Here is a 26347-nt window from a genome sequence, read left to right as displayed (position 1 = left end):
GACCGCCCTTGACCTCGCCCTTTGACCTTGTCCTTGGGGGAAGGCCCAGCATCGGTGGGGCCGGGCCCTGAGTGCCCGGTACGAGGAAGACGGACAGGCACGGAGGGGACGAAGGGGGACGGGTGAACGGGGGTGCGGGCGTGAACTGGCAGCCGGACGGTGCGGAGTTGCTCACCATCGGCGCGTTCGCCCGAGCATCCCGGCTCTCGCCGAAAGCCCTGCGCCTCTACGACGAGCTCGGCCTGCTGCCCCCGGCCCGCGTCGACCCGCTCAACGGCTACCGCCACTACGCGCCGGCCCAGTTGGAGCGGGCCCGGCTGGTCGCCTGGCTGCGCCGGCTCGGCATGCCGCTGGCCCGTATCCGCGAGGTCTGCGAACTGTCGCCGACCGCTGCGGCCGAGGCGGTCAGCGCGTACTGGGCGAAGGTCGAGGCCGACACCGCGGCCCGCCGCGACCTGGCCGCCTTCCTCGTCGACCAGCTCCAGCGGAAGGACACCGCCATGACCGCATCGCCCACCCCCGTGACCCTGCGCTTCGCCGCCCGTACGGACCGCGGGCTGGTACGCCCGTCCAACCAGGACGTCGCCTACGCGGGCCCTCGCCTGCTTGCCGTCGCAGACGGCTACGGCCCGAGCGGTGCCTACGCCGCGACCGCCGCCGTCAACGCGCTCAAGCAGCTGGAAGACACACCCCTGACCACTACGGGGACCTCTACGGAGACCACTACGGGGACCTCTGCGGGGCTCTCTGCGGAGTCCTCCACGAACGTCGCCGAGGACCTGCTGACGGCACTGGAGGTAGCGGCCCACCGCGCCAACCACGCCGCCCCACCGGCCCCGTCAGCCGACGAGGCCACCGGCAGCACCCTCACCGCCCTGCTCCGCTCCGGCTCCCGCCTGGGCCTGCTGCACATCGGCGACTCACGCGCCTATGTTCTGCGTGACTCCGGCCTCTTCCGCATCACCCATGACCACAGCCTCGTGCAGTCCCTCATCGACGAGGGCCGACTCACCCCCGAGGAGGCCCCGTCCCACCCCCAGCGCGCCCAGCTCCTGCGCGCCCTCGACGGGAGCACCGAGTTCGCCCCCGACCTCCAACTCCTGGACGCCCGCCCCGGAGAGCGCTATTTGCTCTGCACCGACGGCCTGACCGGCGTGGTCCCGCCGGAGACGATCCAGGGCGTACTGTCCGCCGCTGACACCCCCGAACAGGCCATAACGACCCTGATCACCCTGGCCCATGAGGCGGGAGCACCGGACAACGTGGGGTGTGCGGTGGGGGACGTGGTGGCGGTGGAGGACGCGTAGGGCGGCCTAGGCGGCCTAGGGCTGGTAGGCCGGGCAGCCGGTAGGGCCGCCGGCGAGACACAGCCGTAGGGAATGGCCCCTAGGGGTGGCGAACATCCCTTGCATGGGCCTGCCCCGCGGGGGCCGTCGATATGCCGACGTATGCCGGCGTGGCCTGCTCCGCGGCGCAGCCACGCCGGTCCGGGGCAGACCACGCCGGTCCGCGGAGCAGACCATGCCAGTCCGGGGGCAGGCCACGTCGGTCCAGGAACAGACCAGGCCGGCCCTGGGCAAGACCACGCCCACCCCGGTCCGTTACGCCGACCCCCATCGAGGACGCCCGTTACGCCAACTCCCAGCGGTTACGCGCGTTACGCCGCCCCGAGCGGACGCAGGCGTTATTGCCGCCCCCAGCGGTCACACGCGTTGTACTACGCCAACCCCTTCAGCATCCCCTTGAAGTAGAGCTGCGGCAGGCCGTAGCGCTTGAGGAACCACATGTCGGTGCGTTCGCGGGTGGTGTCGATGAAGGGGAAGGAGGGGGTGGGGCGGAGGTCGTAGTCGAACTCGGCGAGCAGCATCTTGTGGCGGGCGGTGACCAGGGGGCAGGAGGTGTAGCCGTCGTAACGGGCGTGGGCGGGGCGGCCGCGGAGGCCGGCGAGGAGGTTGTCCACGACCACCGGAGCCTGCTTGCGGATCGCGGCACCGGTCTTGGACGTCGGCAGGTTGGCGACGTCGCCGAGCACGAAGATCTGGGGGAAATCAGGGTGCTGAAGGGTTTCGCGGTCCGACGCGACGTACCCGTAAGGGGATTGAGGATCGGCGAGCGGGCCGTCGGCCAGCCACTCGGGGGCGCGCTGGGGCGGTACGGCGTGCAGCAGGTCGTAGTGGACGGTCTCGTCCTTCCCGGTGGTGTGATCGGTGATCACCGCCGTCTGCGCCGCGCCGTCCAGGCTGGTCATCTCCGAGCTCAGCCGCACCTCGATGCCGTACCGCCGGGCCGTCTCGGTCAGCGCCTGGTCGAAGACCGGCACCTTGAACATGGTGGGCTCAGGGAGCACCAGGATGGTGCGGATCGAGCCCAGCACGCCGCGCTTGCGCCAGTAGTCGGCCGCCAAATAGGCGATCTTCTGCGGGGCGCCACCGCACTTCACCGGCCCGGACGGCATGGTGAACAGCGCCGTGCCGCGGCGCATCCGGCGGATCAACTGCCAGGTGAGAGGGGCGAGATCGGGCCGGTAGTTGCTGCTCACCCCGCCGTGCCCGAGGGCCTGGGCCAGGCCGGGTACGCCGTCCCAGTCCAGCTGTAGGCCGGGCGCCAGGACCAGCCGCCCGTAGGAGAGGACCCGGCCGGAGGCGGTGGTGACCGTACGGGCGGCCGGATCGACGGCGGTGGCGCGCTCGCGCAGCCAGCGCACGCCGGGCGGTATCACGTCCGCCTCGGTGCGCAGTGCGGCACGCAGCGGGGCCTGGCCGCCGCCCACCAGCGTCCACAGGGGCTGGTACCAGTGTGTTTCGGCAGGCTCCAGCAGGGTGATGCCGCGGATGCCGGCACGGCGTAAGCGGGCAGCGACGGTGATGCCCGCGGTGCCGCCGCCCACGATCAGGATCTGGTGGTGGGACGGGGCGGCGGCGGTCGGGGACGTCATGCGGTTCCTCCTGGAGGGTGGTGGGACTACAGGTGCGGGACGGCGGCCGCCGCCATGATCACGGCGAGGACCGTGACGAGGGAGGCGAAGGCCGCGGTCAGGGTCTGAGGGCGCATACGGGTGGTGAGGCGCTGGCCCAGGTGGCTGCCGACCGCCGCGCAGGCTGCGAAACCGGCCAGCAGGGGCCAGTCCAGCGCGGTGGTGCCGACCCGAGTGCCCAGCGCGGTGAGCGAGTTGATGAGGATGACGAGGAGGGAGGTGCCTATCGCGACGGGCATCTCCAGGCCCAGGACCAGGGTGAGGGCCGGTACGACGACAAAGCCGCCGCCGACCCCGAAGAAGCCGGTGAGCAGGCCGACGGCGGAGGCGGTGACCGCGATGCGGAGCGGGGACCCCTTACGGGCACCCCGGGGCGCCGCCCTCCCGGTGGGATTCCGTACGGGTTCCCCCGCGGGGGTCGCTACGGGCTTCCCGGTGGGATTCCGTACAGGTTCCCCCGCAGGGGTCGGTACGGGCTTCTCGGTGGGGGTCGGTACGGGTTCCCCCGTGGGGGCCGATACGGATTCTCCCGTGGGGGCCGGTACAAGTTCTCCCGTTGGGGTCGGTACAGCGGGTTCTGCTCTCCCCGTCCGGTTCCGTACCGGCGTGGGCTCCGTCTTCCGTACCGGCGTGGCCTTCGTCTTCCGTACTGGCGTGGCCTCCGTGTTCCGTACCGGCGTGGCCTCCGTCGTCCGCCGCTCGCGCCGCCCCCGTAACACCAGCATCGCCGCCACCACGAGCATCAGCACGGCGAAAGCGGCCATCAGGACGTGCGGCGACAGTGCTGCGCTCCAACGGGAGCCGAGGTAGCTGCCGGCCGTCCCCAGTGCCCCGAAGGCCACGCCGGCCGCCCAACGGACCCGGCCCGCGCGGGCATGGCAGACGAGCCCGGGCACCGCGCCCACCGCGACGACGACCAGCGCGCCCGCTGTCGCCTCATGCGGCGACTGCCCCAGCAGATACACCAGCGCGGGCATCGCCAGTACCGATCCGCCGCCGCCGAGCGCCCCCAGCAGCAGCCCGATCAGCAGTCCGCACGGCAGTGCCGTCACGGCTAAGAGGACGGACACGCTACGAGGACGTACACGAGGCCGCGGGCGGAAAGGCAGCCGGGGCCGGGCCCGGATCAGCGGCGGAGGCAGCGGCCGGAGCCGGGGCCAGGGCCGGGGCTGCGGCACGCGGCGCGAGGGCGACGGCCGGGGTGTCGTCGGACCACTCGGCGACGAAGGTGAAGCGGTCACCCCGTACCACCGTCTCGCGCCACTCCACCGGCCGCTCACCGGCCCGCCCCAGCCGCGCGATGGCGAACGCCGCCTCCCGGTCGGCCAGCCCCAGCAGCCACGCCTGCCGGATGTCCGGCAGGAAGGGATGAATCCGCTCCTGGCCGCCGGTGACCTTCACCGCGCAGCGCCGCGACAGTTCGCCGTAGAGCGAGGTGTGCCCGAAGTCGGCCTTCAGCAGGGGTTCGGCGATCTCGGCGGGCAGATAGGCGGTGTCGTGGGCGAGCGGTTCGCCGTCCGCCAGCCGCAGTCGCTCCAGTACGACCAGCGGCGCGTCCGGGACCAGCCCCAGCTGTCCCGCGACCGTGGCGTCCGCGGTCCGCTCCAGCCGCAGCACCTCGCTGCGCTGCTCCACGCCCTGGCCCTCCAGATCGCGGAAGAGGCTGTACAGCGAGCCCAGCGGCTGCTGTATGCGGCGGGTGTCCAGGCGGCTGGCGCGCCCGCGTTCGGCGATCACCAGACCGTCGGCGCGGAGTTTGCGCAGCGCCTCGCGGACGGTGTGCCGACTGACCTCGTACTCGGCCGTGAGCCGGTGCTCGGCCGGGAACTCCTCGGTGAACGCGCCTGCTTCCATCCGGCGGCGCAGATCCGCGAAGAGCTGCGCCCAGAGGGGGAGCGGTGAGCGCCGGTCGAGGGGGCGCGGGGCGTGCGCGCCGGGTGCGCCGTCCGGCGCCTCGGTCGTCATGGCGGGTTCCTCCGCGGGCTGCTTACGGGCTACGGGCTACGGGGTACGCGGTATCGGTACTGGGTGGCGATCGGGCCTCGCCTCGCCTGAGGGAAGGCCAAATCCGCCGACAGGCCATCAAGCCGACCGGCAGCCAAGCCGACCGGCCAACAAGCCCACCGGCCAACTAAGCCGACCGGCCAACAACCCGACCAGCAATCAGGCCGGTATCAATCAACCTGACCTCAACAATCAAGCTGACCAGCCATCAAGCCCCACCGCCAATCAAGCCGCTCGGCCGAAGCCCGAACCACCCGGCGACGGAGGGCTCCCGGCTTGTCGCCCGCCTACCCGGATCCATAATGTACGTACATCCGTGCATCCGCACAACGCACCCCACCCGAGCGGACACCAACCGCCGTGCCTGGCGCCCGCCCACCTCTCCCGGAGGCCGACCGTGCACTTCGCGCAGTACTACCTCGACTGCCTCTCCCAGGCGTCGTATCTGATCGGCGACCAGACCAGCGGACGCGCCGTCCTCGTCGACCCGCGCCGCGACATCGACGACTACCTGCACGACGCGGACGCCGCCGGACTGCGTATCGAGCTCGTCATCGAGACCCACGTTCACGCCGACTTCCTCTCCGGCCATCTCGAACTCGCCCGGGCCACCGGAGCCACCATCGCCTTCGGGGAGGCCGCCGAAACCGGCTTCCCCATAAGGCGGTTACGGGACGGCGAGCGCATCTCCCTGGGGGAGCGCGACGACGAAGGGGTCACCCTCACCGTCCTCGCCACCCCCGGCCACACCCTGGAGTCCATCTGCTTGGTCGTCCATGAACGCCCCGACGACGACGTGCCGTTCGGCGTGCTGACCGGCGACACCCTCTTCGTCGGCGATGTCGGGCGCCCCGACCTGCTCTCCGCGGCCGGGCACTCCCCGGAGGAGATGGCCGCCCGCCTGCATCGCTCCCTGCACACCAAACTCATGGTTCTCCCGGACGCGACCCGGGTCTTCCCCGCACACGGCGCCGGCTCGGCCTGCGGCCGTAGCCTCTCCACCGAGACCAGCTCCACCATCGGCGACCAGCGCCGCCTCAACTACGCCCTACAGCCCATGCCGGAGGCGCAATTCGTCCGGCTGGTCACCGCCGGACAGCCCGCCACCCCCGGTTACTTCGCCCACGACGCGGCCCTCAACCGGGACGGCCACCCCCTCCTGGACGCCGCCCCGCTGCCCGTCCTCACCCTTCAGGAAGCGCTCACCGCCCGCGACCGGCAAGGCGCCGCCCTCCTCGACTGCCGCCCGCTCGCCGCCTACACCCGCGCGCATCTGTCCGGCTCGCTCCACACGAGCCTGGACACCCGGTTCGCGGAGTACGCCGGCAGCGTGGTCGCCCCGGGCACCCCGATCGTGCTGCTCGCCGAGCCCGGCGCCGAGAAAGAGGCCCGGCTGCGCCTCGCCCGCATCGGCTACGACCACGTCATCGGCCATCTGCCCGACCCCGCCGCCGTATTGGACAGCGCACCGGAACTCGTCCGGCACAGCCACCGCATCCAGCACGACGACGACCTGCCGGCCCACGCCCAGGTGGTCGACGTGCGCAACCCCGCCGAATACGAGGCGGGCGCCCTGCCCGGCGCCCACAGCATCCCGTTGGCCACCCTCCCCGACCGCATCACCGAACTGGACCCGGCCCGTCCCGTCGTCCTCTACTGCCGCAGCGGCAACCGTTCGGTGATCGCGGCAGCGCTGCTGGAGGCGCGCGGGTTCGGCGAGGTGTGCGATGTGGTGGGGGGATTCGAGGCGATGGCATCAACGGGGAGTGGCGCGGGAGTGGGGTGAGGACGCGCAGGGGACGCCTGCACGCGGGCGTACGTACGGGACGACGGCGCGCGGGCGTACGAGACGATGCCACGCGGGCGTACGGGACGACTGCATGCGGGCACCCGGGGCTCGCGGCCGCGCCCCGCGCCCCGGGCCCCGCGCCCCGTCGAATTTCGCCTCGCCTCGCCTCGTCTCGCCCCAGAGCCTGCCTCCCATCCGGGCACCCCTCACCAAGGTCCTGCCCCTCGCCGGCCTCTGGCCCTCATCAGGCCTTGGCCCTCCTCATGCCCTGCCCCTCATCAGGGCCGGGCCCCGCCCCGTCGACTGCTCCCGTCGGCTGCTCCCTGACCCGGGCCGCCGCGCGCACGCCCCAGAACGCCTACGAGCCCGAGCGCCGCGGCGGCGAGCAGGCAGGCGGCGGCAGGGAGGGCGAGCGACGGGTGGAACGCCGGAAGACCCGCGCCACCGCCCGTACCTCCGTCCGCCCCGACCAACGTGAGCCCGACCCCCGCCGTGGCCGTCATCACGGCCTTGGTCACCCCGGACGCCTCGCCCGCCCGCTCGCGCCGTACGACCGCCTGCGTGCCGGTCAGGGCCAGCGCACCGGCCACGCCCAGCGCCACCCCGGCCGCCGTCGACGACAACAGCAGGGCGGCCGGCCCCGCACCCTGCCCGGTGGTCCACAGCCCCGCCGCGGCGGCAGACAGGCAGAGCGCCATCACCGGCACCGCCGCCGCGGCCCGCACCCGGCCGGCCCACGGCCCGCCAACCGCCAGCGCGACCGCAGGAGCGACAAAGGCAACCCCGGAGCCCAACGCCGACCACCCGTGGCCCCGTTGGAGCAGCAGTGGGACCGCGTACAACAGGGCCACGGTCGCGGAGTTGGCGACCGCGCCCGCCGCCGTCAGCGCCATGTACGGACGATTACGGAACAACGTCAGGTCCACCAGCGGGGCAGGGGCGCGGCGTTCGGCCCGGACGAACAGCGCGCCCAGCGCTGCCGCGGCCACCGCCCAGCCCCAGGACGCGGGGTACTCCAGCCAGCGGGCCAGACAGGCCGGCGCGCCGGTGGAGGTGACAGCACCGGTGCGGTCGAGGGGGAACCGCCCCGCCTCCGGGTCGCGCGACTCGGCCGTGCGGCACACGCACCATGCGGAGGCCCCGCACAGCGGCACCGTAAGCCAGAAGACGGCCCGCCAGGAGACGGACTCGGCGAGCGCGCCACCGAGGAACGGCCCGCAGACGGTGGCCAGTCCGGCCAGCCCCAGGGCCGTCCCCAGCGCCCGCTGTCCCCGCCCCGATGTGCAGGTGTTCGTCAGCAGCGCCAGACCGGCGGGCATGATCAGCGCGCCGCCCGCGCCTTGTAAGATCCGCGCCGCCACCAGGAGCGGCAGCGAGGGTGCGAGTGCACACAACGTGGCGGAGGCGGCGAAGAGCGCCAGCCCCAGGGTCAGCAGCCGGCGTCGCCCGTAGAGGTCGCCGAGTCGCCCGGCGACCGGCATCAGCGAACCGGCGGCAAGGAGGTAGCCGCTGACGACCCAGGGCGTGGCGGCCGGGGAGCCGTGCAGGTCGGCGCGGATGACGGGCAGCGCGGCGTTCAGCGCGAAGGAGTCCAACTGGACGCAGAACGCGGCCGTGGCGACACCGGCCTGCGCCCAGAAAGCCTGCGGGCGCGGGCGGGGGCGTGGGCGTGGACGGGAGCGCGGGCGGCGGGCGGCCCATGGGCGCCGTCCCGGCCTCGGGGTCGGATGCGGTACGGGTTTCGGTGTTACGGGCATGGGCGCACCTCTCAATCTCACAGGCCCTCTCGCACAAGGCATGCGAAGAAAAGACGAAACAGGTGGGGAGAGGAGGGATGGAGTGCACCAGAAGCGGGCAGACCCTTTGAGGGCCGCAGGGACTCGCCGCAGGGAACTCGCTAAGGAGCCCTGAGGGCCGCGGTGCGGGAAGGGGCGGGCGCCGGCCCCGTAAAGCGGACGTTCAGCGAACGTTGATCGATGATCGTCATGCTGGTCCGCATGTTGCGCAGTGTGATCTCAGAGCATGCAGATGACGCCCGGGAAGTTCAAGAGCCGGACGCGTCGCGGATCGCCCTCACCTGGACCGGGGAGCCAGGACGTCTGGAGGAGCTGACCCATGGAATGCTCCTCGACCAGGCCAAACGGGCCGCAGCGGCGCTCACCAGACTCGGCGTGCGGGCCGGCGACCGGGTCGCGGTGCATCTGCCACTGGTCCCGGAGTCGGTGATCGCCACGCTCGCCTGCGGCCGGCTGGACGCGATACGTACCACGCTGCCGGTCTCGCTGACCGTGCCCGAACTGGTCGCCCGGACCCGGGAGTCGGATGCCCGGGTGGTGATCACGGCGGATGCGGCGTTCTGGGACGGGGCAGTACGGCCGGTGAAGCCGCTGCTCGACCATGCACTGGCGCGAGGCGCGGCCGCGGGGGGCGCGTCACAGCGGAAGGTGCTGGTGGTGAACCGGTGCTCGCGACCGGTCTCCTGGAAGCCGGGCCGCGACCTGTGGTGGCACGAGGCGCTGAACGGCATGACGGCCCACCGCTGACCGGCCGCACGCACCGCCCCTGGCCCACCACCTCACCCGTCATCTCACGACGTACCTCACCGCTATCCCTCACCGCCATCCCTCACCCACTAAGGCCATAAAACGGGCAATTGGCCTCATGGGTGCCTAGCGTGGTGTCCGTGCGACACGCCTCGGACGCCCCAACCGCCCCGGACACCACGTCGGCGGTAACGGCGATGCCCTCCCGGCCGAGGTCACCGGCCGTCGGCGCGACGCTGGTGGCCACGACCGCCGCACCCCTGCTGCTCACCGCCACCATCCTGGCCAGCCACATACCGCGGAACGTCGACGACTCCGCACGGCTCCCCTCCGCGCTGCTTCCCTACGCACTGCTCCCCTGCGCCGTGGCCACGGTCTGCCTCACCTTCGGCGTCGCCCGCCGCTCCACCCTCCGGACCCGCGACCCAGCCGCCGACCGACCGCCACGCCACATCCTCGGCTCCCGGAGAAGAACCCCCGGCGCCCCCTCGAACGCCCGCAGGCCCGCCCGCCAACTCCTCTCCGGCGGCCGCATCCCCGCCGCGTTCGTCACCTCCCCGCTCACCTCCCCGGTCGCCTCTCCGCGCACCTTCCCGCTCACCTGGGGAATGGCTCACCTGCACCGCGGCAACCGGCGCCGTACCCGACTACGCAGTGCGACTCCGGTGCTTCAAAGCCGTGTTCGGCGTCAACTCTCCGACGCCCTCGGCCGGGCCCTGTTCCACGGCCCCTGCCTCGGCCTCGCCGCCGCCTTCGTCATCGCACAAGCCGGATCGCCGCTGTGGCGACACCTAAGGGCCCGCCCGCTACACGGCGACGCCCATCTCACCCCCCTGGCACGGAACTTCACATGACCGGACCCCAACCGCCGCTCAGCCAGGCCAGAACCCGCGGCACCCACCAATAACACCGCCCCCCACAGGAAGGCGCTGCCCCATGCCGCCCGATGAGCACGCGCACGCGCACCCTCGTCATCCGCTCCCCGGAACCGACCGGGGCCGCCCCCGCAGGCGCGGTCATGGCTCGCAGAGCCCACCGACCCGGCCCCGCGACGGCCAGCGCCCGCACCCCATACCCACCCACGACAAGGGCCACTAGGACCAGGACCAGGAACGGGCCTTACGGGCGAGCGCGTGGAACCGGTCGAGGAGTCCGGCCGTACACAGGGCGAGTTGGCCCGTGCCGGCGTGCAAGTCCGCTGCCGTCCGGGTCTCTGCCGGGGTGAGGATCATGAAGCGCGGCCGGGAGCCGTCGGGTGATTGATGATGCGCCCGCTGTAGAGGTGCGGGCAGGCGCCATGCACCGTTAGGGCAGCATGATCGTCGCGGATCTCGGCTACCGGTACGGCGCGATGGTGCAGGTGGTAGCTCGAGGCAGTGGTCGCCCGTCTGCGGTGGCGCGTGGTGCGAGCCGGAGGGGCCGAACGTACAGTCGCCCACCGACAACGGGCCGCCGGCCGGAGGCAGCCGCGCAGCTGCCGAGGCGTTCTACGGGCGAAGGGATCTACGGGACCCCTGTCGGCCAGGGGGCACATCCGGCTCGCCCGTACCCTGGAGGGGTGAGCACCACCCCCGAATCCGAGCGGACCCCAGGGCCCGAGGCTGCCTTCGACGGCGACGACGTCCGAGACGGCGACGACGTCCGCGACCGCAATCCCGGCACCGGCCCCGCCCCCGACCCCGACGCCGGTCCCGGTTCCGATCGCGGCCGGGCTGACGTATCCGAGGCCGCGTCTGCCGCGCGTCCCGCGCCCACCCCCTCCGCCGCGCGCCTGATCTTCGACGATCCGCTGAGCCAGCAGTCCTCGGACGACACCGACCGCGGCTGGGGAGAGCGGCCCGCCGGTAGCGACAGCGCCGCCGACCTCGCCCGTTTCCTCGACGAAAAGCCGCCCCACCACCTCTGAGTGAGGCGACAGGGCGGCATGGGCCGGCCGCTGACGCCCGCTAGTCCTGAGCCTGGGTCCGCTGGGCGCCGATGGTGCCCGAGCCGGTGGAGGGCATGGTGGGGGAGGCGAGGCGCTGGGCGATCAGTGCGTCGCGGATCTCGGTGAGCAGCTCGACCTCGGTGAGACTTGCCGGGGTGTCCTCGGCCGGCTTCCTGGCCGCCTGGCGATCCTTCCACTTGTTCATCGGAAGGATCATGAGGAAGTAGACGACCGCGGCGGTGATCAGGAAAGTCAGCGCCGCGCTGACCACCGAGCCCCAGAGAACGTAGATGCCGTCGGTGAACTGGCCCGTCTTCTTGTCGGTGTGGCAGGACGTGAGGCAGGCCTTGTAATTGTCGAGGTTCTGCGAGCCCAGGGCACCGATGATCGGGTTGATGACGCCCTTGACCACGGCATTCACGATGTTGGTGAACGCCGCACCGACGACGACCGCAACCGCGAGTTCGATGACGTTGCCGCGCATCAGGAAATCCTTGAATCCCTGAAGGACGCCCTTGCTCTCGCTCACCTGACAGCCTCTTTCCACGCTCACTACGGACGGTGCACCAACAATCAGCACCGCAACTTACGGCAGGGCGGGGCAGGGATGTCCAGTCGCGCAACACGAACCGGCGATCGGCCAGGGCCGCGGTGCGGATCTGGCGGAGGGGGTGGGTCCGGTCGAGGGGACCGACGGATTCGGCGGTACCGGTGCGGTGGGCGCGCCTCCATTGGCGCGCGGCAGGTGCCCCGCCACTCGCAGCAGTCTGGCGTGAGGCCCGGGGCGACGCCACTCGATCTTGGAGCATGATCATCGCCCTTCCGGCGCCGCCGCCGACGGGCAGCCCGCCGCGGGAGCGGTGCGTACGGCACCGTACGAGGCGCCGCCGGCCAGTGCTGCGGCGGCCATCGCCAGGCCGGCGGCCACCAGGCGCCGCCGGCCGCCCCGTCCTCCGTGGAGCCTGCCGCCACCGGCCCGTACCGGAGCAAAGTGGGGCACTTCACACGGTGGGGGCGTGGGGAGTGGTGGGGAGAGGTCCGATTCCGTGTCGATGAGGGGGATACGGGGATGGAGGCGGGGAGCGGTGAGGGAGGGCGGGGTGGGCCGCGTTTGTGAGGCGGGGTTTGTGTGGGACGGGGGGCGCGCCTGTGAGGCCCACGCGGGCACGGAGGTGGAGGGCGCCTCAGGGCGGGAGGGGGAGGGGTTGGTGTGGGGCATGGGTGGGCACCGCCTCGGGTTGGAGGGCTGTGGATGATCCGGCGATCACCACCGTGCCGCAGTTCGCTCGCGCCCGCTCCGGGCTGTGCACAACCCCGCCTTTGTGGATAACTCGGCCACCCACGAGGGGGAGGCCGAGTGCGGCGGGGCCGAGGCGTTACGGCAGCTCGATGCCCAGATCCCAGCCCGCGTGGGCGTTGGCGCACAGGCAGTCGCGGGCCGTGCTGTCAGGGAGGGCGGCGACCGCGTCGAAGAGGACCTCGCGCAGCCGGCCGACGTTCTGGGAGAAGACGCTGAGGACTTCTTCGTGGGAGACGCCGTCACCGGTCTCGGTGCCCGCGTCCAGGTCGGTGACCAGCGTCAACGAGGTGTAGCACAGGCTCAGTTCGCGAGCCAGGACGGCTTCGGGGTGGCCGGTCATCCCGACCACCGACCAGCCCTGGGCGGCGTGCCAGCGTGATTCGGCGCGGGTCGAGAAGCGGGGGCCTTCGATGACGACGAGGGTGCCGCCGTCGACCGGCTCCCAGTCACGGCCGCGGGCCGAGGCGAGGGCCGCCCGGCGGCCGGTGGGGCAGTACGGGTCGGCGAAGGTGAGGTGGACGACGTTGGGGATGCTCCCGTCGGGGAGCGGTTCGCCGTCGAAGTAGGTCTGCGGGCGGGCCTTGGTGCGGTCGACGAGCTGGTCGGGGACCAGGAGCGTGCCGGGGCCGTACTCGGGGCGCAGACCGCCCACTGCGCACGGGCCGAGGACCTGGCGTACGCCGAGCGAGCGCAGCGCCCACAGGTTGGCGCGGTAGTTGATGCGGTGCGGCGGGAGGTGGTGGCCGCGGCCGTGCCGGGGCAGGAACGCCACCTGGCGGCCGGCGATCTCTCCGAGGAACACCGAGTCGCTGGGGGCACCGTAGGGGGTGTCCACCGTGATCTCGGTCACGTCGTCGAGGAAGGAGTAGAACCCCGAACCGCCGATAACACCTATTTCCGCGTCAGCCATGGCGGTCACCCTAGCGGGACGGGCCGCCGCGGCGACGGCCGGTTGTGGGGATGCGAGCAGGACGCAAGAAAGTCGTAAGGCGTAGGGCACCCGCCCGAGCGAGTCAGGAGGCGGCGTCACGTAAGGCCCGGGCGGGTCAGGAGGCTTGAGGCTTGACGTGAGCGAGTCGTGGAGCGCCCGCGTGGACACCTGAGTCGTAGAGCACCCGCGTGGACACGGCCGGTCTCCGTAAGGCGCGAGAAGCGCCGGGCCCCGTCGTCAGTTGATGACGACGGGGCCCGGTGAAGTGGTACGGGTGGGCAGCTCAGGCGGCGGAGCTGGTGCTCGACGTGCTGCTGGAGGACGACGCGGCCGGGGTGGCCGACTTGGTGTCGGAGCTGCTCGACGAGGAGCCGGCGGAGTCGGAGGAGGACGTGGTGCTCGACCCGGAGCTCTTCGCGGGGCTGCTGCTGGACGACGCGCCACGGCTGTCGTTGCGGTAGAAGCCGGATCCCTTGAAGACGATGCCGACCGCGGAGAACACCTTCTTGAGGCGTCCGTTGCAGCTCGGGCACTCCGTGAGCGCATCGTCGGTGAACTTCTGCACCGCCTCGAGGCCCTCGCCGCACTCGGTGCACTGGTACTGGTAGGTCGGCACTTGACTTCCTCCTGGCACTCTCACTCGATGAGTGCTAACGACGCTCCATATTGCAGTATTCCGGCGCGCCAGTCCACTGCGACCGGCCTTCGGGTGACCGACTCCACGTCCGACCCGAAGTCCGACCCGACGTCCGACCCGACGTCCGGGCCGGCTCTCGACTCCACGTCCGGCTCCGCGTCCGCCCCGCTCGGCTCACGCGTTCGCCAGCTCCCGTTCGCGGCCCTCGGCGGCCGTGCCGGCGGTGGCGGAGCTCTGGGTGGTGAGCAGGGTCGAGGAGCGCGGCAGCAGGTGCGCGCGGAGTGCCAGGAGGACCGTCAGGGCCAGTGCCGTTCCGGCCAGCGGCACCAGGAAACCGGTGCTCGGCCCGAAGTGGTCGGCCAGCTGGCCGGCGGAGGTGGCGGCGGACGCCTGGCCCAGTGCGACGGCGCCGGTCAGCCAGGTGAAGGCCTCGGTACGGGCGGTGGCCGGGACCAGGGACTCGACCAGCGTGTAGCCGGTGATCAGGGCCGGGGCGATGCACAGGCCGACCATCAGGCCGACGGCGCCCAGCAGCGGCACCGCGGTGACCGCCCACAGCGGGGTGGTGGCCAGTGCCAGCAGCCCGTAGGCGACCAGCAGCCGGCGGCGCGGGCCGACCTTCCAGGCGATGGCGCCGCAGGCGATGCCGGCGAGCATGTTGCCGCCGGCGAAGATCCCGTAGAGGACGCCGTTGATGCCGGGCTGTCCGATGTGCTGGGTGAATGCCGTCAGCGAGACCTGCATACCGCCGAAGACGGCGCCGATGCCGAGGAACGCCACGATCAGTACGCGTACGCCGGGCACCGACAGCGCCGAGACGCGCGGCCGGTCGCCGGAGGCGTCCTGGTGCACCGGCGGCTGGCTGCGCTTCTGGGAGGCGAACAGCAGCCCGCCGGCCAGCGTCAGCGCGGCCTCGGCGAGCAGCCCGGCAGCCGGGTGGATGCCGGTGCACAGCGCGGTGGCCAGCACCGGACCGACGACGAAGGTGAACTCGTCGGTGACCGACTCGAAGGCGGCGGCCGTCGGCATCAGCGGGCTGCCGCCGAGCTGGGAGGCCCAGCGGGCCCGCACCATCGGGCCGACCTGCGGGGTCGAGGCGCCCGTGGGGACCGCCACCGCGAGCAGCGCCCACAGGGGCGCGTGGGAGAGGGCCAGCGCGATCAGCGCCGAGACACCGGCGACGTGCACCAGTACGCCGGGGATCAGCACCGCGCGCTGCCCGAAGCGGTCGGCGAGCTTGCCGTTCTGCGGGGCGAACAGCGCCATCGAGACACCGGTGGCGGCGGAGACCGCACCGGCGGTCCCGTAGGAGCCGGTGGTGGATTCGACGAGCAGCACGATGCCGATCGTCAGCATCGCGAAGGGCTGCCGGGCCAGAAAGCCGGGCAGCAGGAACGTCCATGCACCAGGGGTGCGGAGCAGTTGTCCGTAACCGGGACGGGAATCCTTGACCGCGGATGCCACGGCCGGGCCTTTCTGCCGCCTGGTAGCGCGCCGCCCGCGAGGTCGTCACGGGAACGCGCCGAGAGCTGTCCTCTCGCGCAGGACCGAGTGATACCGCGTGGTCCGCACCCCGAGAGGTGGCTGCGTGTGGCAGGGGACCGCGGCCGCCGAGCGGTCGCGCCAGCTCTGCATCAGGCAGAGTTGGTTCGTAGTTGTTCGCTCTTCATACTACAGGCCGGCGGGTGCGAGGCCCTGGGATTAACCAGGGCTTCTTGTGGTTTTCCCTGGGATCCATGGAGATTTGCAGCACATTCCCGGTGCTTGCCCCGGATCCCGCACGGCCGCGGCCGGTTAGTGCCCGCGGGGGCGCCGCGGGGCGCCGTCGGTGCCCAGCCAGCCGGCCAGCTTGCCGCCCCTGGAGACCGCCTGAAGGCGGCGTTCGGCCGCGTCGCGCACCGGGTCGGTGGCGACCACCAGCAGCTCGTCGCCGCGCCGCAGCACCGTCGTCGGCGAGGGGACGAAGCTGGAGCCGTCCCGGACGACGAGGGTGACCGCGGCCCCCGCGGGCATCCGCAGCTCGCCGACCTCGACACCGTGCATCCGCGAGGCCGGCCCGATGGACGTGGACAGCAGGTGGCCGCGCAGCCGCTCCAGGGGTGCCGACTCGATGCCCAGGTCGGCGGGCTCCTCGCCGTCGCCCAGGTCCAGCCGCTTGGCCAGCCACGGCAGGGTGGGGCCCTGGACCAGGGTGTAGACGACGACAAGCACGAAGACGATGTTGAAGACCGACTGGCTGCCGGGGACGTCGGTGACCATCGGGATGGTGGCCAGCACGATGGGGACCGCACCGCGCAGCCCGGCCCACGACAGCAGGGTCTTCTCCCGCCAGGGCACCCGGAACGGCAGCAGCGCGGCGAAGACGGACGTCGGGCGGGCCACCAGGGTGAGGATCATGCCGATGAGCAGCGCGGGCACGATGTCGTCGAGCAGCTTGTGCGGGGTGACCAGCAGGCCCAGCAGGACGAACATGCCGATCTGGCCGATCCAGCCCACGCCCTCGGCGAAGCCGCGGGTGGCCGGTGCGTGCGGCAGTTTTGCGTTGCCGAGGATCATCGCGGCCAGGTAGACGGCGAGGAAGCCGGAGCCGTGGGCCAGGGCGCCGGCCGCGTAGGCGGAGACCGCGATGGCCATGACGGCGATCGGGTAGAGACCGGAGGCGGGCAGTGCCACATGCCGCATCCCGTAGGCGCCGAGCCAGCCGATGGCCAGGCCGATGGCGGCGCCGATCGCCAGCTCCAGGGCGATCGTGCCGAGCAGGACGTACCACGGGTCGACCGGTCCTGCGGTGGAGAAGGCGACGACGAGGATGACCACCGGGGCGTCGTTGAAGCCGGATTCGGCTTCCAGAACACCCGTCAGACGCGACGGCAGCGGCACACTGCGCAGGACGGAGAAGACCGCCGCGGCGTCCGTGGAGGAGACCACGGCGCCGATCAGCAGCGCCTGGCGCCAGTCCAGTCCTGCCAGATAGTGCGCTCCGGCCGCGGTGACCCCCACGCTCACCGCGACGCCGGCCGTCGAGAGCGCCGCCGCCTGAGGAAGGGCCGGTTTGATCTCTTTCCATTTGGTGCCCAGGCCGCCCTCGGCGAGGATCACGACCAGCGCGGCATAGCCGAGGAGTTGGGTCAGCTCCGCGTTGTCGAAGATGACGCCACCGAGGCCGTCCTGCCCTATGGCGACGCCGATCCCCAGATAAATGAGCAGGCTGGGGAGCCCGCTGCGCGACGAGACCCGTACTGCGGCAACCGCGATGAGCAGGACGAGCGAGCAGATCAGCAGGAGTTGATTGAGGTGGTCGACAGTCAGGAGCTGGTCCTTCCTCGCTCGGGTCCGGTCGGTGGCTTTGGGGTGGCCTTTCCTTACCTTATCTAGTTACTGAGACTAACAATTTACCATTGCTTGAATCTTGGAAGTGCTGGCTCTGACTCCGCGTAGGGGTCGCCGAACCCGTGCGCCTATGGTTGCTCCAGCACTCCCACCCTGCCCCTCGAAGGACAGAGATGCCCGCCAACAAGTCCGGCCCAGTCCCCAGGAAGAAGAAGGGGCGGCGCGGCCGCCTCGTCGCGATCACGGTCGTGCTGCTGCTCGTGGCGGGCATCGGCTTCGGCGCGTTCTGGGGAGTAAGCACCGTCCGTGCCTCGTTCCCGCAGACCACCGGGTCGCTCAAACTCCCGGGCCTGACCGACCCGGTGGACGTCACCCGTGACGCCAACGGCATCCCGCAGATCTACGCCGACACCGACGAGGACCTCTTCCGCGCCCAGGGTTATGTCCAGGCCCAGGACCGCTTCTGGGAGATGGACGTCCGGCGCCATATGACCGCCGGCCGCCTCTCGGAGATGTTCGGCAAGGGCCAGGTCAAGACCGACGAATTCCTGCGCACCCTCGGCTGGCACCACGTGGCGCAGAAGGAGTACGACACCAAGCTGTCGCCCAGCACCAAGAAGTACCTCCAGGCCTACTCCGACGGCGTCAACGCCTACCTCAAGGACCACCAGGGCTCCGCGCTCTCCCTGGAGTACGCGGCACTGGACTTCGAGAACGACTACAAGCCGGAGAAGTGGACGCCGGTCGACTCGGTGGCCTGGCTCAAGGCGATGGCCTGGGACCTGCGCGGCAACATGCAGGAGGAGATCGACCGCTCCCTGCTGACCAGCCGCTTCACCCCGGAGCAGATCGCCCAGCTCTACCCGGCGTACCCGTACAAGCGCAACCAGCCGGTCGTCGACGGCGGCACGGTCGACCCGGCCACCAAGCAGTTCACGCCCAAGGGCTCGGCCAACTCCGCCCCCGCGGGCGCCGCCTCCGCCGCCACCGGCCTTCAGACGCAGCTGTCCTCGCTGTCCAAGACCCTCGACGAGATCCCGGCGCTGCTCGGCCCCAACGGCAACGGCATCGGCTCCAACTCCTGGGTCGTCTCCGGCGCGCACACCACCACGGGCAAACCACTGCTCGCCAACGACCCGCACCTGGCACCGCAGATGCCCTCGCTCTGGTACCAGATGGGCCTGCACTGCCGTACCACCGGCCCCAAGTGCAACTACGACGTCTCCGGCTTCAGCTTCTCCGGCATGCCCGGCGTCGTCATCGGCCACAACCAGAACATCTCCTGGGGCATGACCAACCTGGGCGCGGACGTCACCGATCTGTACCTGGAGAAGATCAACGCCGCCGGGTACTTCTACGACGGCAAGCAGCAGCCCTTCCTCACCCGCAAGGAGACCATCAAGGTCGCCGGCGGCGAGAGCCATGAGATCACCGTCCGTTCGACCCGCAACGGTCCGATCGTCTCCGACCGCGACAAGGAGCTCGGCAACGTCGGCAAGGACGCCCCCGTGGGCAACGCCGCCCCGGACCGCGGCGACGGCTACGCGGTCTCGCTGCGCTGGACCGCGCTGGACGCCGGCAAGTCCATGGACGCCGTCTTCGAGATGGACCGGGCCAAGGACTGGACCGGCTTCCGCAGGGCCGCCGGCCACTTCGAGGTGCCCTCCCAGAACCTGATCTACGCCGACACCAAGGGCAACATCGGCTACCAGGCGCCCGGCCGGATCCCGGTCCGCGGCAAGGGCGACGGCCACGCCGACGGCACCTACCCGGCGCCCGGCTGGGACCCGGCCTTCCAGTGGAAGGGCTTCATCCCGCAGAAGGCCCTGCCGTACGAGTACAACCCCAAGCGCGGCTACATCGTCACCGCCAACCAGGCCGTCACCGACCAGAAGTACCCGTACCTGATCACCAAGGACTGGGGCTACGGCTCCCGCAGCCAGCGGATCAACGACCTGATCCAGTCAAAGATCAAGGACGGCGGCAAGGTCTCCACCGACGACATGCAGACCTTCCAGAAGGACAACAGCAGCGAGATCGCCCGGCTGCTGACGCCCTACCTGACGAAGATCGACATCAAGGACAAGTACGTCCGCGACGCCCAGCAGCTGCTGGAGGGCTGGGACTTCACCCAGGAGCCCGACTCCGCCGCGGCCGCCTACTTCAACGCGGTGTGGCGCAACACCCTCAAGCTCGCCTTCGGCAACAAGATGCCCAAGGAGCTGCGGGTCGAGGGCCAGTGCCTGACCGTCCGCCCGGCCGACGAGACCGGCCCCGCCGACCGGAACGACACCTACATCCGCGAATGCGGTGAGCGGGCCGGCGACACCGCCCAGCCCGACGGCGGCGACCGCTGGTACGAGGTCGTCCGCAACATCCTCGACGACCCGGACAACGCGTGGTGGAAGACCGAGGACCGGCCCGGCCGCGCCGGCGACAAGAACCGCGACCAGCTCCTCGCGCACGCCATGACGGACGCCCGCTACGAGCTGACCTCCAAGCTGGGCAAGAACATCGACAACTGGACCTGGGGCCGGCTGCACCAGATGTACCTCCAGAACCAGACCCTCGGCACCGACGGGCCCGGCATGCTCCAGGGCCTGTTCAACCGCGGTCCCTGGAACCTCGGCGGCGGTGAGGCCGCGGTCGACGCCACCGGCTGGAACGCCGCCGGCGGCTACAAGGTCACCTGGGTCCCGTCGATGCGGATGGTCGTCAACCTCGCCGACCTCGACAAGTCCCGCTGGATCAACCTCACCGGCGCCTCCGGGCACGCCTACGACGCGCACTACTACGACCAGACCGACAAGTGGGCCAAGGGCGAACTGCTGCCCTGGGCCTTCAGCCAGGACGCCGTCAAGAAGGCGGGCAAGGACACCCTGACGCTGTCGCCGTAGCGGCACCGCCGCCCGCTCCACGCCGCCGGAGGGCCCCGGAACCACTCACCGGTTCCGGGGCCTCCGGCGTGTGCGCGGCGCCGGCTCAGCGCTCCGTACGGGCCCCCGGCGGCGCGAACCGGTGCACCCCCGACGGTGTCACCGCGGCATGCACATGCCGGTCGTGCGGCTCGGCCGGCACCTCCTCCAGCACCTCCGCGTCGTACAGCAGCACCACCAGCGACGTACCGGCACCGGCCCGCTCCAGCCGCTCCAGCACCCGGTCGTACGAGCCGCCGCCGCGCCCCAGCCGCAGCCCGCTCCGGTCCACCGCCAGGCCCGGCAGCAGCACCACATCCGCCCCGGTGACCGCCTCCGGCCTCAGCCGCTCGCCGTCCGGCTCCAGCAGCCCCCAGCCCGCCGGTACCAGCCGCTCGGCGCCCTCGTAGAGCGCCCAGTCCAGATCGTTGTCCGGCAGCAGGACGGGCAGCAGCACCCGCACCCCCGCCGCCCGCAACCGGTCCAACAGGACACGGGTGGAGGGTTCACCCCCTATCGACACATATGCGGCGACGGTCGGCGGGGTGCCATGGTGCTCGCCGGCCGGGGGCGCGACGTACGGAGCCAACTCGTCCAGTTCCAGCGTCCGTCGGGCCAGGGCCTCACCCGTCGCTGCGACGACATCCGGCGGCAACGACCTCCTTACCTCCAGGAGATCCAGCCGCAACCTGCGCTTTCTATCGTGCTCAATGCTCACTGTGCGCCCTTGCTCCCGCTCTCGTGCTCTATTGACCAGACCCTCATCATCGTTCCGATAGGGCCGGTTATGGTGTCGCGCATGACCCCATCGCACACACGGATCAGCAAGGCTGTCATCCCAGCAGCCGGCCTCGGCACCCGGTTTCTCCCTGCCACGAAGGCCACACCCAAGGAGATGCTCCCGGTCGTCGACAAGCCTGCCATCCAATACGTGGTGGAGGAGGCGGCCGCCGCCGGACTCTCCGACGTCCTGATGGTGACCGGCCGCAACAAGCGCCCCCTCGAGGACCACTTCGACCGCAACTACGAGCTCGAAGAGGCCCTGCACCGCAAGGGCGACGAGTCCCGCCTCGCCAAGGTGCAGGAATCCAGCGACCTGGCGACCATGCACTACGTCCGCCAGGGCGACCCCAAGGGCCTCGGCCACGCGGTGCTGTGCGCTGCTCCCCACGTAGGTGACCAGCCTTTCGCGGTCCTCCTCGGCGACGACCTGATCGACCCCCGCGACCCGCTGCTGGCGCGCATGGTCGAGGTCCAGGAGCAGTACGGCGGCTCCGTCATCGCCCTCATGGAGGTCGACCCGGCGCAGATCCACCTCTACGGCTGCGCGGCCGCCGCCCCCACCGGCGACGACGACGTGGTGACCGTCTCCGCCCTGGTCGAGAAGCCCGCCCCGGCCGAGGCCCCCAGCAACCTCGCCATCATCGGCCGCTACGTCCTCGACCCGGCCGTCTTCGAGGTGCTGCGCAAGACCGACCCGGGCCGCGGCGGCGAGATCCAGCTCACCGACGCCCTCCAGGCGCTGGCCGCCGACCCGTCCCTGGGCGGCCCGGTGCACGGCGTGGTCTTCAAGGGCCGGCGCTATGACACCGGCGACCGTGGCGACTATCTGCGTGCCATTGTCAGACTCGCATGCGAACGTGAAGACCTGGGCCCGGACTTCCGGACCTGGCTTCGCAGTTACGTCACCGAGGAGATGTAGGACTTGAACAGCGCCACCGGCCGGACCAGCCACCAGGACCGCGTCTGGTCGGTGGCCGAGCACCTCGACGACGTACTGTCCAGGATCGCCCCCCTGGAGCCGATCGAGCTGCAACTCCTCGACGCCCAGGGGTGCGTCCTGGTCGACGACCTCACCGTCCCCGTCGCCCTGCCGCCCTTCGACAACAGCTCCATGGACGGCTACGCGGTCCGCGTCGCCGATGTGGCCGACGCGACGGAGACCGCCCCGGCCGTGCTCACCGTCATCGGCGACGTCGCGGCGGGCAGCGGCGAGCTGCCGGAGATCGGCCCCGGCCAGGCCGCCCGGATCATGACCGGCGCCCCCCTGCCGCCCGGCGCCGAGACGGTCGTCCCCGTCGAGTGGACCGACGGCGGCTCCGGCCAGGGACCGGCCGACACCATGCGCGCCCACAGCGCCGCCCCCCAGGACGCCGCCGGCGAGGTCCGGGTCCACCGCCCGGCCGCCGCCGGCGCCCACATCCGGGCCCGCGGCAGCGATGTCACCGAGGGCGCCCCGGCCCTTGCGGCGGGCACGGTCCTCGGCCCCTCCCAGATCGGCCTGCTCGCCGCCCTCGGCCTCGGCACGGTCCGGGTCCGCCCCCGCCCCCGGGTGGTGGTGATGTCCACCGGCAGCGAACTGGTCCAGCCCGGCGAGGCGTTGGGCCCGGGCCAGATCCACGACTCCAACAGCTTCCAGCTCACCGCGGCCGCCCGCGCCGCCGGCGCCCTCGCCTACCGCGTCGGCGCCGTCGCCGATGACGCCGAAATCCTCCGCTCCACCCTGGAGGACCAGCTCATCCGGGCCGACATCCTGGTCACCAGCGGCGGCGTCAGCGTCGGCGCGTACGACGTGGTCAAGGAGACCCTGACCGCGCTGTCGGCCGAGGAGGGCACCGTGGAGTTCCGCAGGCTCGCCATGCAGCCCGGCAAGCCCCAGGGCTTCGGCCTCATCGGCCCCGACCGCATCCCGCTGCTGGCCCTGCCCGGCAACCCGGTCAGCTCCTATGTCTCCTTCGAGCTGTTCGTACGGCCCGCCATCCGCGCCCTGATGGGCCTGCCGGACGTCCAGCGCCCCACCACCCCCGCCCGCTGCACCGACGCCATCGCCTCCTCACCCAAGGGCAAGCGGCAGTTCCTGCGCGGCTCCTATGACGCCCAGGCCGGCACGGTCACCCCCGTAGGAGGCGCCGGCTCCCACCTGATCAAGGCCATGGCGCACGCCAACGCACTGATCGTCGTCCCCGAGGAGACCACCGAGGTCCCCGCGGGCGAGTCCGTGGACGTCCTCGTGCTGGGGCAGCCCGCCGGGTGACCCGCGCCCCGCGGGGGTACGGTGTCGTCCCACAGGCGGCAGTTCGGACCGGGAGAACGATGAGCAGCGGTCAGCAACACCTCACCCATCTCGACGCGGCGGGCGCGGCGCGGATGGTCGATGTCTCCGGGAAGGACATCACCGCCCGTACGGCCCGTGCCCGCGGCCGGGTCCTGGTATCGCCGCAGGTCATCGAGTTGCTGCGGGGTGAGGGCATGCCCAAGGGCGATGCCCTGGCCACCGCCAGGATCGCCGGCATCATGGGCGCCAAGCGCACCCCCGAGCTGATCCCGCTCTGCCATCCCCTCGCCGTCTCCGGCGTCAAGGTGGATCTCTCCCTCACCGACGAGGCCGTGGAGATCACCGCCACCGTCAAGACCACCGACCGCACCGGCGTCGAAATGGAGGCGCTGACCGCCGTCTCGGTCGCCGCCCTCACCGTCGTCGACATGATCAAGGCAGTCGACAAGGCCGCGGTGATCTCCGACATCCGTGTGGAGGAGAAGACCGGCGGCAAGTCCGGTGACTGGAGCCGGTCATGACTCCCGCCCGCGCCCTGGTCGTCACCGCCTCCAACCGCGCCGCGGCCGGCATCTACGCCGACAAGGGCGGCCCGCTGCTCGCCGAGGGCCTGGCGACCATGGGCTTCGAGGTCGACGGCCCCCAGGTCGTCCCCGACGGCGACCCGGTCGAGGCCGCCCTGCGCCAGGCCGTCGACTCCTCCCGCTACGCCGTCATCCTCACCACCGGCGGTACGGGCCTCTCCCCGACCGACCGCACCCCCGAGGCCACCCGCCGGGTCCTGGACTACGAGGTCCCCGGCATCCCCGAGGCGATCCGCGCGGCCGGCCGGACCAAGGTCGCCACCGCCGCCCTCTCCCGCGGCCTCGCCGGTGTCGCCGGGACGACGCTGATCATCAACCTCCCCGGCTCCACCGGCGGCGTACGCGACGGCCTCGCCGTCCTGGCCGACCTCCTCCCGCACGCGGCCGACCAGCTCCGCGGCGCCGACCACCCCCGCCCCACCGGGAGTCCGAACTGAACGCGCCCTGGCCGGTGGTCCTGACGGACGGTGTGGTCACCCTCCGCCCGATAAAGCTGCGCGACCAACGGGCCTGGCGCGAGGTCAACCGCCGCAACCGCGACTGGCTGCGCCCCTGGGAAGCCACCATCCCGCCGCCCCCGCCCGGCCTCGCGCCCCCCAACCGCCCCACCTACCGCCAGATGGTCCGGCATCTGCGTGCGGAGGCCCACGCCGGACGGATGCTCCCGTTCGTCGTCGAATACCAGGGCCGGCTCGTCGGACAACTCACCGTCGCCGGCATCACCTGGGGCTCCATGTGTTCCGGCCATATCGGCTACTGGGTCGACCAGGAAGTCGCCGGCCGCGGCGTCATCCCGACCGCGGTCGCGCTCGCCGTCGACCACTGCTTCCACTCCGTGGGACTGCACCGCATCGAGGTCTGCATTCGCCCGGAGAACATCCCCAGCCGCCGGGTGGTGGAAAAACTCGGCTTTCGCGAAGAGGGCATCCGGCCGCGCTACCTTCACATCGACGGCGCCTGGCGCGACCACGCGGTTTACGCCCTCACCGCGGAAGAGGTGCCCGAGGGCCTGCTCAACCGCTGGCGCCGGGAGAAACCCAGTACCCCCGGCACACCCCACAAATAAAATAAATGTTCGAAAAAAATTCCCGATTGGCCTGATTGGCGACGGCGCCGATCTCTACCATCACAAAAAAGTTCGAGATATCAGCCAGATCGTGCGACACACCGGCCCAATTGGCGGATGGCCCCATGCAAACCCCTCTACCGTGTGAGTTGTGAGAAGCAGCGGCCTCATCTACGCAGTCATCGTCGGGGCCTGGGCCGCCTACTTGGTGCCGATGTGGCTCCGTAGGCAGGACGAGCTCAACGAGGCCCGTCCGACCGAGCGCTTCAGCACCGCCATCCGGCTGCTGTCCGGACGCGCGGCCATGCAGCGCCGCTACGACAAGGCGCGTGGGGAGTACCCCGCCGACGATGCGGGCGAGGAACGGGACCCGGATGTGCCGGCCGACGAGGCCGCCGCCGGGCCCTTCGGCGACCCCGCCCCCGCCGAGCCCGAGGCCCCCACCCGGGTGCAGCCCGCCCCGCCGCGCCCTTCGCTCTCCGAGCGGGCCAAGCGCGCCAAGGTGCTCGCCCGCCGCCGGCGCACCATCACCATCCTCTTCCTCACCTTCACCACCGGCGCCATCGTCGCGGCCGTGGGCGGCCTCCCCTTCCTCTGGGCCCCCGCCATCCCCGCCCTCCTGCTGACCGCGTACATCATTTACCTGCGCGCCCAGGAGCGCCGCCGCTTCATCTTCACCATGGACCAGCGCAAGGCCGAGGCGGCCGCGCAGCGACTGCGGGAAGGCCGGCACCGCCCCCGGCAGACGGACAGCCAGCCGCCCGCCGACGACCACCAGGCCGACGTCCGCACCGACACCCCCGCCGACGCCGCCCCCGAGCCGCCCCGCGCGACTCCCTCCGCCCGCCCTGCCCACACCGCCGGCCGCCGCGCCGTGGTCGAGGAGACCGACCACGCCGAGTGGGTCGACCAGCAGCGCGAACGCGAACGCCCGCGCCCCGCCGGCAGCTGGGACCCCGTCCCGGTCCCGCTCCCCACCTACGTCACCGCCCCGGTCGCCCCGCGCGCCACCAGCCACGTCGACCTGGACGCCGACGACGCCTGGAGCTCCGCCCGCTCCAGCGCCGCCCCCGACCACCCCCGCCCCGAAACCCCCGCCCGCCGCACCCGCAGCCGCACCCCTCTCTTCGACCAGTACGAGGACGAGGACCGCCCCCGCGCCGCGAACGAGTGACCCGCACCACACCACCCACGGGCGACCACGGCCCACCGGCGAACGCCTGATGGCCCTCCACTGACCAGCACCGGAAGCGATTTCCGAGCACCGCGACCGGGATGCTAGAGTTTCATTC

22 protein-coding genes are annotated in these 26347 nt (G+C 71.7%); 12 read left to right on the top strand and 10 right to left on the bottom strand.

All coding sequences use genetic code 11. From position 1 onward, the window contains the following. The first annotated feature begins 140 nt into the window (after window positions 1-140). Window positions 141-1307, top strand: a complete 1167-nt coding sequence (locus ACZ55A_RS13140) for a MerR family transcriptional regulator (protein WP_468838481.1) — start codon at window positions 141-143, stop codon at window positions 1305-1307. Window positions 1308-1717: 410 nt separating this feature from the next. On the opposite strand, the gene ACZ55A_RS13135 is transcribed toward ACZ55A_RS13140, so the two are convergent. Genes ACZ55A_RS13135 through ACZ55A_RS13125 form a run of 3 tightly spaced genes read right to left on the bottom strand, consistent with a single transcriptional unit; the run spans window position 1718 to window position 4939 of the window. Next, window positions 1718-2935, bottom strand: a complete 1218-nt coding sequence (locus ACZ55A_RS13135; RefSeq protein ID WP_468838478.1) for an NAD(P)/FAD-dependent oxidoreductase — start codon at window positions 2933-2935, stop codon at window positions 1718-1720. 26 nt (window positions 2936-2961) lie between these two features. Then, entirely contained in the window at window positions 2962-4026 is a 1065-nt protein-coding gene (locus ACZ55A_RS13130; RefSeq protein WP_468838475.1) for a sulfite exporter TauE/SafE family protein, read from the bottom strand. 19 nt (window positions 4027-4045) lie between these two features. Continuing rightward, window positions 4046-4939: a GntR family transcriptional regulator gene (locus ACZ55A_RS13125; protein WP_468838472.1), complete on the bottom strand. Its 894-nt coding sequence runs from the start codon at window positions 4937-4939 to the stop codon at window positions 4046-4048. 436 nt (window positions 4940-5375) lie between these two features. Between ACZ55A_RS13125 and ACZ55A_RS13120 the strand changes: the two genes are divergently transcribed. Then, window positions 5376-6764: a rhodanese-like domain-containing protein gene (locus ACZ55A_RS13120; protein ID WP_468838469.1), complete on the top strand. Its 1389-nt coding sequence runs from the start codon at window positions 5376-5378 to the stop codon at window positions 6762-6764. A gap of 281 nt (window positions 6765-7045) precedes the next feature. Here ACZ55A_RS13120 and ACZ55A_RS13115 read toward each other — a convergent pair whose 3' ends face one another. Further along, window positions 7046-8524 carry an MFS transporter gene (locus ACZ55A_RS13115; protein ID WP_468838466.1) on the bottom strand — a complete coding sequence of 493 codons (1479 nt, stop codon included), beginning with the start codon at window positions 8522-8524 and terminating at the stop codon, window positions 7046-7048. A gap of 240 nt (window positions 8525-8764) precedes the next feature. Between ACZ55A_RS13115 and ACZ55A_RS13110 the strand changes: the two genes are divergently transcribed. The 3 genes from ACZ55A_RS13110 (at window position 8765) to ACZ55A_RS13100 (ending at window position 11216) form a co-directional block, all read left to right on the top strand. Further along, window positions 8765-9310: an AMP-binding protein gene (locus tag ACZ55A_RS13110; RefSeq protein ID WP_468838463.1), complete on the top strand. Its 546-nt coding sequence runs from the start codon at window positions 8765-8767 to the stop codon at window positions 9308-9310. A 140-nt stretch (window positions 9311-9450) separates the two neighbouring features. Beyond that, window positions 9451-10164, top strand: a complete 714-nt coding sequence (locus ACZ55A_RS13105; RefSeq protein ID WP_468838460.1) for a hypothetical protein — start codon at window positions 9451-9453, stop codon at window positions 10162-10164. 704 nt (window positions 10165-10868) lie between these two features. Further along, window positions 10869-11216: a hypothetical protein gene (locus ACZ55A_RS13100; protein ID WP_468839172.1), complete on the top strand. Its 348-nt coding sequence runs from the start codon at window positions 10869-10871 to the stop codon at window positions 11214-11216. Window positions 11217-11256: 40 nt separating this feature from the next. Here ACZ55A_RS13100 and mscL read toward each other — a convergent pair whose 3' ends face one another. From mscL to ACZ55A_RS13075, 5 genes are all read right to left on the bottom strand, one after another. Continuing rightward, window positions 11257-11766, bottom strand: a complete 510-nt coding sequence (gene mscL, locus ACZ55A_RS13095) for a large conductance mechanosensitive channel protein MscL (protein ID WP_468838457.1) — start codon at window positions 11764-11766, stop codon at window positions 11257-11259. A gap of 847 nt (window positions 11767-12613) precedes the next feature. Then, the gene (locus ACZ55A_RS13090; RefSeq protein ID WP_468838454.1) at window positions 12614-13447 is read right to left on the bottom strand and encodes an S-methyl-5'-thioadenosine phosphorylase; all 834 of its coding nucleotides are present in this window, start codon (window positions 13445-13447) and stop codon (window positions 12614-12616) included. Window positions 13448-13751: 304 nt separating this feature from the next. Beyond that, the gene (locus tag ACZ55A_RS13085; protein WP_468838452.1) at window positions 13752-14084 is read right to left on the bottom strand and encodes an FmdB family zinc ribbon protein; all 333 of its coding nucleotides are present in this window, start codon (window positions 14082-14084) and stop codon (window positions 13752-13754) included. Between the two features lie 195 nt (window positions 14085-14279). Further along, window positions 14280-15569 (bottom strand): MFS transporter, encoded by a 1290-nt coding sequence (locus tag ACZ55A_RS13080; RefSeq protein WP_468838450.1) that lies wholly within the window; start codon window positions 15567-15569, stop codon window positions 14280-14282. A 330-nt stretch (window positions 15570-15899) separates the two neighbouring features. Next, on the bottom strand, window positions 15900-17414 hold the full coding sequence (locus ACZ55A_RS13075; RefSeq protein ID WP_468839133.1) for a potassium/proton antiporter: 1515 nt from the start codon (window positions 17412-17414) through the stop codon (window positions 15900-15902). A gap of 194 nt (window positions 17415-17608) precedes the next feature. On the opposite strand from ACZ55A_RS13075, the gene ACZ55A_RS13070 reads away from it, so the two are divergent. Continuing rightward, window positions 17609-20332, top strand: a complete 2724-nt coding sequence (locus tag ACZ55A_RS13070) for a penicillin acylase family protein (RefSeq protein ID WP_468838447.1) — start codon at window positions 17609-17611, stop codon at window positions 20330-20332. 85 nt (window positions 20333-20417) lie between these two features. On the opposite strand, the gene ACZ55A_RS13065 is transcribed toward ACZ55A_RS13070, so the two are convergent. After that, window positions 20418-21038, bottom strand: a complete 621-nt coding sequence (locus ACZ55A_RS13065) for a 5-formyltetrahydrofolate cyclo-ligase (protein ID WP_468838444.1) — start codon at window positions 21036-21038, stop codon at window positions 20418-20420. Between the two features lie 111 nt (window positions 21039-21149). On the opposite strand from ACZ55A_RS13065, the gene galU reads away from it, so the two are divergent. From galU to sepX, 6 genes are all read left to right on the top strand, one after another. Further along, complete coding sequence (gene galU, locus ACZ55A_RS13060) at window positions 21150-22052, top strand: UTP--glucose-1-phosphate uridylyltransferase GalU (protein WP_468838441.1); 903 nt, start codon at window positions 21150-21152, stop codon at window positions 22050-22052. 3 nt (window positions 22053-22055) lie between these two features. Continuing rightward, window positions 22056-23384 (top strand): molybdotransferase-like divisome protein Glp, encoded by a 1329-nt coding sequence (gene glp, locus ACZ55A_RS13055; protein ID WP_468838438.1) that lies wholly within the window; start codon window positions 22056-22058, stop codon window positions 23382-23384. Window positions 23385-23443: 59 nt separating this feature from the next. Next, a complete protein-coding gene (gene moaC / locus ACZ55A_RS13050; RefSeq protein WP_468838435.1) occupies window positions 23444-23926 on the top strand; it encodes a cyclic pyranopterin monophosphate synthase MoaC in 483 nt (160 codons plus the stop codon). Continuing rightward, window positions 23923-24426, top strand: coding sequence for a MogA/MoaB family molybdenum cofactor biosynthesis protein (locus ACZ55A_RS13045; RefSeq protein WP_468838433.1), 504 nt, complete (start codon window positions 23923-23925; stop codon window positions 24424-24426). The genes moaC and ACZ55A_RS13045 overlap by 4 nt, the downstream gene beginning before the upstream one ends. Window positions 24427-24440: 14 nt before the next feature. Continuing rightward, complete coding sequence (locus tag ACZ55A_RS13040) at window positions 24441-25055, top strand: GNAT family N-acetyltransferase (protein ID WP_468838430.1); 615 nt, start codon at window positions 24441-24443, stop codon at window positions 25053-25055. Window positions 25056-25206: 151 nt separating this feature from the next. After that, entirely contained in the window at window positions 25207-26229 is a 1023-nt protein-coding gene (gene sepX, locus ACZ55A_RS13035) for a divisome protein SepX/GlpR (RefSeq protein ID WP_468838427.1), read from the top strand. The last annotated feature ends 118 nt before the right edge of the window (window positions 26230-26347 follow it).

The sequence above is a fragment of the Streptomyces sp. NPDC034111 genome (assembly GCF_055575375.1).
The sequence above is the reverse complement of the archived record's forward strand: the minus strand, read 5'-3'. Positions and strand labels throughout refer to the sequence as shown.